Source organism: Oceanibaculum sp., from assembly GCF_022449305.1.
GTDB lineage: Bacteria > Pseudomonadota > Alphaproteobacteria > Oceanibaculales > Oceanibaculaceae > Oceanibaculum > Oceanibaculum indicum.
Genome location: NZ_JAKUSO010000098.1, coordinates 1 through 7,186, shown reverse-complemented (window position 1 = coordinate 7,186; position 7,186 = coordinate 1). Strand labels below are relative to the sequence as shown.

The window sequence follows — 7,186 nt, the reverse complement described above, 5'->3', positions numbered from 1 at the left end:
CGCGGCGCGGTACCGGTTCTGGACCATATCGACCTTGCCCTTCAGGCAGGCGAGATCGTCTGCATCATCGGCCCCAACGGTTCCGGCAAGACGACGCTGCTGCGGGCCCTGCTGGGGCTGATCCCCGCACAGGACGGCACTGTCACCCGGCGTCCCGGCCTGCGGGTCGGCTACATGCCGCAACGGCTTGCCATTGACCCGACGCTGCCGATCACGCTGGACCGGTTTCTGGGATTGTCGCGCAATGGCGGCAGTGCCGCGCGCCGGCAGGCGATGCAGGAGACCGGCATCGCGCATCTGGCCGACCGGCCGATGCAGGGCCTGTCCGGCGGCGAGACGCAGCGCGCCCTGCTGGCCCGCGCCCTGCTGAACCAGCCGGATATCCTGATGCTGGACGAGCCGGCGCAGGGCGTTGACGTGAACGGCCAGGTCGAGCTGTACGAGCTGATCGGACGCATCCGGCGCGAACGCGGCTGCGCCGTGCTGATGGTGTCGCACGATCTGCACCTCGTCATGGCGGCGACCGACCGGGTTATCTGCCTGAACGGCCATATCTGCTGTACCGGCCATCCCGAGGATGTCAGCCGCGACCCGGCCTACCTGTCGCTGTTCGGACCGCGCGCCGCGCGGGCGCTGGCGGTCTATCAGCATCATCACGACCACCACCACACGCCGGGCGGTGGCGTGGTGCCGCTGCACGAGGACAGCACCCTGGAGAATTCCGGGGAGAATGCTGGGGAGAATGCCGGCTGCACCCATCCCCATCACGGGCACCATCACCACCATCATGGATGAGTTCTTCCTGCGCGCCCTGCTGGGCGGCCTTGGCGTGGCGGCGCTTGCCGGCCCACTTGGTTCCTTCATCGTCTGGCGGCGCATGGCCTTCTTCGGCGATACGCTGGCGCATTCGGCGCTGCTGGGCGTGGCGCTGGGCTTCGTACTGGGCATCGACCTGACCCTGGGCATCTTCGCCAGCTGCATCGCCATCGCCTTGCTGCTGCCGGTCTGGCAGCGCCAGCAGAAGCTGCCCGGCGATACGCTGCTGGGCATCCTGTCGCACACCGCGCTGTCGCTCGGCCTCGTCACCATCGCCTTCCTCAGCACGCTGCGTGTCGATCTGCTGGGCTATCTGTTCGGCGATATCCTGGCCGTCGGCTGGCGCGATGTGGCAATGATCTATGCCGGCGGCGCCGTCGTCATGGGGCTGATGGTCTGGCTGTGGCGCCCGCTGCTGTCGATGACGGTGCATGAGGAGATGGCGCGCGTCGAGGGCGTGCCGGTGGAACGCGTGAAGCTGGGCTTCGTGCTGCTGCTGGCGATCACCGTGGCGATTGCCATGAAGATCATCGGCATGCTGCTGATCACCTCGCTGCTGATCATCCCGGCGGCGGCCGCCCGCTCCTTCGCCCGCACGCCGGAGCGCATGGCGCTCTATGCCAGCCTGACCGGCATGCTTGCCGTGGTGCTGGGGCTGACCGCCTCGCTGCGCTTCGACCTGCCGACCGGCCCGGCCATCGTGGTGGCGGCAGCCAGCCTGTTCGTGCTGTCGCTGCTGATCCCGGCGATCCGCGGCGGCATGCCCGCGAAAGGCTGAGCCATGCGCATCACAGTCCTCGGCGCCGGTATCATCGGCATCACCACCGCCTACCGGCTGGCGCGCGACGGGCACCGGGTCACCGTCATCGACCGGCAGCCCGGACCGGCGCTGGAGGCCAGCTTCGCCAACGCCGCGCAGATCGCCGCAGCACTCTCCGGTCCCTGGGCCGCGCCCGGCGTGCCCGGCCAGATGCTGGACTGGATGCGGCGGGGCGACAGCCCGATGCGCTTCCGCCTGAAAGCCGATCCGGCGCAATGGCTCTGGGGTCTGCGCTTCCTCGCCGAATGCCGGCAGGAACGCTTTGAGACCACGTTCCGCCGCATGCTGGAATTCGGCCGATACAGCCAGCGGATGCTGGCCGGCGTGAAGCAGGAGACCGGTCTTGCCTACGACCAGCTGGAAAAGGGCATATTGAAGCTCTGCACCACGCCGGAAACTGTCGCCGACCTCGCCGATTTCGAGGCGATCCTGCGACGTTCGGAAATCGCGGCGAAACGCATCTCAGTCGAGGAAGCCATCGCCCTTGAACCGGCGCTGGAAGCCTCCCGCGACCGGCTGACCGCCTGCCTGCACCTGCCGACCGACGAGACCGGCGACGCGCATCTGTTCGCACGCGGCCTCGCCGAACGCTGCGAAGCACTGGGTGTCGATTTCCGCTATGGCCACGCCATAAGCGATGTCGAGCTGCACAAGGGCGAGATTCTTTCGGTCCGCACCGACAAGGGCGAGATCGACGGCGAGCTGTTCGTGCTGGCGCTCGGTAGCCATTCGCCGCAGATCGCCCGCAAGCTTGGCCTATCGCTGCCGGTCTATCCGGTGAAGGGCTATTCCGCGACCGTGCCGGTGGGGACAAGCAACAGCGCGCCGCAGGTCAGCCTCTATATCGCCGAGAAGAAGGTTGCGATGAGCCGGCTGGGCGGTCGGCTGCGCATCGCCGGCATGGCCGATATCGCCGGATACGATTTGAACCTCGAACAGGCACGCGCCCGGCAGGTGCTGGAGAGCGGCCTGTCGCTGTTCCCGGATATCGACGGTGGGGAAGCGGAGTTCTGGTGCGGGTTGCGCCCGCTGACACCGGACGGGCTGCCGGTGCTGGGCAGCTGCCGCGTGCCGAACCTGCTGCTGAATACCGGCCACGGCACCTATGGTTGGACCTATGCCTGCGGCTCGGCTCAGGTGATCGCGGACCTTGCGGCGGGGCGCACGCCGGACCATGACCTCAGCGGCATGACAATCAGCCGGTTTTCGCTGTAGTCCGCTGGGCCAGCCAGATGCCGGCGAAGATCGCCGCCATGCCGGCAAAATGGAACCAGTACAGCCGCTCCCCCAACGTCAGCACCGCCAGCAGCGTGCCGAACACCGGCACCAGATAGATGAAGTAGCCCGCCGTACCCGGCGAGGTTGCCTCAATGCCCTTCTGCCAGAACAGGAAGGCCAGCACGGAGGGAAACACTGCCAGGAAGACCAGGCTGACCAGCGGCACCCATCCGACATCCGCCGGCGACGGCCACCAGGCCGCGCCCGCCGCCGCCTCCCACGCAAAACCGAGGCCGAGGAAAAACCAGCCGGCGACAAAGGCGGCTAGCTGGAAGGGCAGCATCGGCAGGCGCGGCTTCAGGCGCGCCAGCAGCACGGAATAGCTGGCCCAGCACAGCATCGCCGCCAGGATGATCGGGTCGCCGGGGTTGAAGCGCACCGCCAGCAGCGTCTCAAGGCTGCCCTGGCCGACGATCAACACCACCCCTGCCAGACACACCGCCACCCCCATCAGCCGCTGCCGGCCGATCACATGGCCCAGCAGCAGCCGGGCGACGATCAGGATCATCACCGGCATGGTGGCGTTCAGCAGCGACAAATTGGTGGCCGTCGTATAGCGCAGCCCGACATAGACCAGCGTGGTGAACCCGGTGACCGACAGGAAGCCCAGCACCAGCACCGCCAGCCAGTCCTGCCGAAGGGTCGCGCGCTGCTTCCACAGCGCCGGCAGCGCCAGCGGCGCCATCACGATCACCGCCCCGCTCCAGCGCCAGAAGGACAGGCTGATCGGCGGCACGCTGCCCACCAGGAAACGCCCCAGCGCCGGATTGGCGGCCCAGAACAGGGCCGCCAGGGCCAGCAGCAGGTAGGCTTGCCGTTGCGACACGGTCTGTTCTCCTCGCTGTAGAGCCGGATCAGCCCTTTTCGCGCAGCAACCGGGCCTTGTCGCGCTGCCAGTCGCGTTTCTTCGCCGTCTCGCGCTTGTCCGCCAGCTTCTTGCCCTTGGCGAGGCCGAGCTGCAGCTTGGCGATGCCGCGTTCGTTGAAATACATCTGCAGCGGCACCAGCGTGGCGCCCTCGCGCTTCACCATGCCGAGCAGCTTCGCCAGCTCGCGCCGATGCACCAGGAGCTTGCGCGTCCGCCGCGGCTCATGATTCATCTGGTTCGCGGCCTGCCCGTATTCCGGAATATGGGCGTTGAACAGATACAGCTCGCCCGCCTTCGGCCCGGCGTAGGATTCGCCGATGCTGGCCCGCCCGGCACGGAGGGATTTCACCTCCGTGCCCAGCAGCATGATGCCGACTTCCAGCGTGTCCTCGATGAAGTAATCGTGCCGTGCCCGGCGGTTATCGGCGACAATCCGATAGCGCTCGGCCTTCTGGGCGGCCTTATCGCCCGACATGGCGGTAACCCCGCTTTGACATCCGTGTTAGTTGAGCAGACCCGCGCTTTTCATCGCCGCCTCGACCCGCGCCTTGCTGGACGCGGCGATCTCGGTCAGCGGCAGCCGGGTTGCGGCATCCGACTTGCCCAGCAGCGACGCGGCATATTTCACCGGGCCGGGGCTGGATTCGCAGAACAGCGCCTCATGTAGCGGCATGAGCCGGTCATTGATCTGCTGGACCTTGGTGAAATCCCCGGCCTTCCACGCGGCATGCATCTCCGAGCAGAGACGCGGTGCCACATTGGCGGTGACCGAGATGCAGCCATGCCCGCCCTGCCCCAGATAGGCCACCTGGGTGCCGTCCTCGCCGGAGAGCTGGGCGAAATCCGCATCGATGGCAAGCCGTGTCGTCACCGGGCGGGTCAAGTCGTTGGTTGCGTCCTTCACGCCGACGATGCGCGGCAGCTTCGCCAGTTCCGCCATCGTCTCCACCTTCATGTCCACGACCGAGCGTCCGGGAATATTGTAGATGATGATCGGAATGTCGGTCGCGTCGTGGATCGCCTTGTAATGAGCAATCATGCCGGCCTGGGTCGGCTTGTTGTAGTAAGGCGTGACGATCAGCGCCGCATCGGCACCGGCCTTCTGGGCGTGCTGGGTCAGGCTGATCGCCTCGGCGGTCGAGTTCGAGCCGGTACCGGCAATCACCGGCACGCGCCCCTTGGCGACCTCGACGCACAGCGCGGTGACGCGGTTATGCTCCTCATGGCTCAGCGTCGGCGATTCGCCGGTCGTGCCGCAGGGCACGACGCCGTTGATGCCTTCTTTGATCTGCCAGTCCACGAAAGCCTGGAATTTTTTCTCGTCCACCGCCCCGTTTGCGAACGGCGTGATCAAGGCGGTGATGGCACCGCTGAACGGCGGCTTGGCCATGACGAGTTCTCCCTCTGGCTTTCGGTTTGCGCGGACCTGCAGCGGCCCGCCCCCTTGCGCACTCTGCGAAGGGCCGAAGACCATAGCGCCCGACCGCCCGCCCCGCAAGCATGCCGGCAGCGCTGGCACACATCGGCTTCCTACGCCAGCACCGCGATTATCGCTTAGTGCGCACATCTTGCTGTAAGCCCAAGAAAACGTTAGGATTGAAAGGATAAAAGGCGCGCCAAAAATCAGCCGATCGCGGCTTGGGTCACGACCATAAACAGTTCAAGGGGCCGGCATGCCAATTCGTCTTGCAGTGCTATTTCTGTGTCTGGTCGCCTGGCCGGGCGGGCATGTCGTGGCTGCCGATACGCTGAAGCCGGCGCAGAAGGAGCTCTACACCAGGGTCTTCGAGGCGGCGCAGGCGGATAAGTGGACCGAGGCACGCGCCAGCGCCAGCAAGGCGCCTGCGGGCAGCCGCGACGCGCTGCTGGACAAGGCGCTGCACTGGATGGACCTCACGCGGTCCGATACCGACGCCACCTTCGCCGAGATCACCGCCTTCCTGCACGCCAACCCGTCCTGGCCGCACCGCAACACGCTGCGCCTGCGCGGTGAGCAGAAGATGCCGGATACCCTGCCCGCGACGGCGGTTGCGCAATGGTTCGACGAGTTTCCACCGCTGACGCAGGATGGGCGGCTGCGCCAGCTGGCGGCACTGCAGGCCAGCGGCCACAAGGAGAAGCTGACCGGGCTGGTCCGCACCATCTGGCAGCGCAGCGTGTTCAGCAAGAGCGTCGAGACCGACTTCCTGAAGAGTTATGGCGGGCTGCTGCGCGCCCAGGACCATGCCAGGCGGCTCGACTGGCTGCTGTGGGAAGGGCACCTGTCCAGTGCCGAGCGCATGCTGCCGCTGGTCCCCGCCGACCTGCGCGCGCTGGCCAATGCGCGCATAAAGCTGCGCGACCTGCGCCCCGGTGTCGATGCCGCCATCGACGCCGTGCCGAAGGCGCTGCAGGACGATCCCTCCCTGCTGTATGAGCGCATCCGCTGGCGCCGCATGAAGGGCCGCACCGACGAGGCCCGCGAGCTGCTGGCCAAGGCGCCGGCCGATCCTGCCAATGCCAGCTACTGGTGGCGTGAGCGGGCCTACCATTTCCGCGAGGCGCTGAACGCCGGCCATATAAGCGACGCCTATAACCTCGCCAGCCGCCATGGCGCCAAGAGCGGCATAGTGTTCGCCGATGGCGAGTTCCTGGCCGGCTGGGTCGCGCTGCGCTTCCTGCAGGACAAGAAGGACGCGCTCACCCATTTCACCCGCATGCATGATGGCGTCTCTACACCGATCAGCCGCAGCCGCGCCGCCTATTGGGCTGGCCGTGCCGCCGAGGCGCTGAACCGGCGTGAGGAAGCCGCGCGCTGGTATGGTGAGGCCAGCGCCCATATCACCACCTTCTATGGCCAGCTGGCTGCGGCGCGGCTGGAAGGGCCGCTGCCCGCCCTGCCCGCCGACCCGATTCCGACCAAGGCGGAAATCGCTACCTTCGAGAAGAACGAGCTGGTCCGGCTGGTGCGCCGGCTGGGCGAGATCGACCAGCCGAAGCTGCTCTCCACCTTCCTCGACGCGGTGGCACGCCAGGCCGACAGTCCCGGCGAGCGCCAGCTGGTCGCCGATCTCGGCCAGGCCAATGGCAACCCCGATGTCGGCGTCCGCCTTGCCCGCCAGTTCGCGCAGGACGGGCTGCAACTGATCGAAGCCGGCTATCCGCTGCCCGGCAATATCGCCGAAGGACACCCGAAGCAGTCGCTCATCCTCTCGCTGATCCGGCAGGAGAGCAATTTCGACAGCCAGGCGATCAGCCGCGCCGGCGCGCGCGGCCTGATGCAGGCGCTCGGGGCGAACGAAGCTACCGACGTGTTCGGCACGAAACGGCGGATGGCCGTCGGTTGTCATGCGATGTGGCTCTCGTGGTTTTCCAGGTACCACTCGGCGATCTCTTCGCGCTTGGCCCACCAGACACCTTCAAAG

At 66.9% G+C, this 7,186-nt stretch carries 7 protein-coding genes; 4 read left to right on the top strand and 3 right to left on the bottom strand.

Annotated features, from left to right (window positions below):
- Positions 1 to 18: 18 nt before the first annotated feature.
- Genes MK313_RS17445 through MK313_RS17435 form a run of 3 tightly spaced genes read left to right on the top strand, consistent with a single transcriptional unit; the run spans position 19 to position 2,851 of the window.
- Positions 19 to 795 carry an ATP-binding cassette domain-containing protein gene (locus tag MK313_RS17445; protein ID WP_416054151.1) on the top strand — a complete coding sequence of 259 codons (777 nt, stop codon included), beginning with the start codon at positions 19 to 21 and terminating at the stop codon, positions 793 to 795.
- The gene (locus tag MK313_RS17440; protein ID WP_287783368.1) at positions 743 to 1,594 is read left to right on the top strand and encodes an iron chelate uptake ABC transporter family permease subunit; all 852 of its coding nucleotides are present in this window, start codon (positions 743 to 745) and stop codon (positions 1,592 to 1,594) included. The genes MK313_RS17445 and MK313_RS17440 overlap by 53 nt, the downstream gene beginning before the upstream one ends.
- A 3-nt stretch (positions 1,595 to 1,597) precedes the next feature.
- Positions 1,598 to 2,851 carry a D-amino acid dehydrogenase gene (locus MK313_RS17435; RefSeq protein WP_287783365.1) on the top strand — a complete coding sequence of 418 codons (1,254 nt, stop codon included), beginning with the start codon at positions 1,598 to 1,600 and terminating at the stop codon, positions 2,849 to 2,851.
- Here MK313_RS17435 and MK313_RS17430 read toward each other — a convergent pair.
- Genes MK313_RS17430 through dapA form a run of 3 tightly spaced genes read right to left on the bottom strand, consistent with a single transcriptional unit; the run spans position 2,832 to position 5,172 of the window.
- Positions 2,832 to 3,740: a DMT family transporter gene (locus tag MK313_RS17430; protein ID WP_008943697.1), complete on the bottom strand. Its 909-nt coding sequence runs from the start codon at positions 3,738 to 3,740 to the stop codon at positions 2,832 to 2,834. The genes MK313_RS17435 and MK313_RS17430 overlap by 20 nt on opposite strands.
- Before the next feature lie 28 nt (positions 3,741 to 3,768).
- Positions 3,769 to 4,257 carry an SsrA-binding protein SmpB gene (gene smpB, locus MK313_RS17425; RefSeq protein ID WP_008943698.1) on the bottom strand — a complete coding sequence of 163 codons (489 nt, stop codon included), beginning with the start codon at positions 4,255 to 4,257 and terminating at the stop codon, positions 3,769 to 3,771.
- Positions 4,258 to 4,284: 27 nt separating this feature from the next.
- Entirely contained in the window at positions 4,285 to 5,172 is an 888-nt protein-coding gene (gene dapA, locus MK313_RS17420) for a 4-hydroxy-tetrahydrodipicolinate synthase (RefSeq protein ID WP_287783360.1), read from the bottom strand.
- A gap of 283 nt (positions 5,173 to 5,455) precedes the next feature.
- Between dapA and MK313_RS17415 the strand changes: the two genes are divergently transcribed.
- The coding region (locus tag MK313_RS17415; RefSeq protein WP_287783357.1) for a lytic transglycosylase domain-containing protein at positions 5,456 to 7,186 on the top strand (1,731 nt) is incomplete at its 3' end.

Bases quoted from the DNA above. Each gene is read 5' to 3' on its own strand.
- MK313_RS17440 (WP_287783368.1), top strand. From the start codon at position 743: ATGCCGGCTGCACCCATCCCCATCACGGGCACCATCACCACCATCATG.
- smpB (WP_008943698.1), bottom strand. From the start codon at position 4,257: ATGTCGGGCGATAAGGCCGCCCAGAAGGCCGAGCGCTATCGGATTGTC.
- MK313_RS17435 (WP_287783365.1), top strand. From the start codon at position 1,598: ATGCGCATCACAGTCCTCGGCGCCGGTATCATCGGCATCACCACCGCC.
- dapA (WP_287783360.1), bottom strand. From the start codon at position 5,172: ATGGCCAAGCCGCCGTTCAGCGGTGCCATCACCGCCTTGATCACGCCG.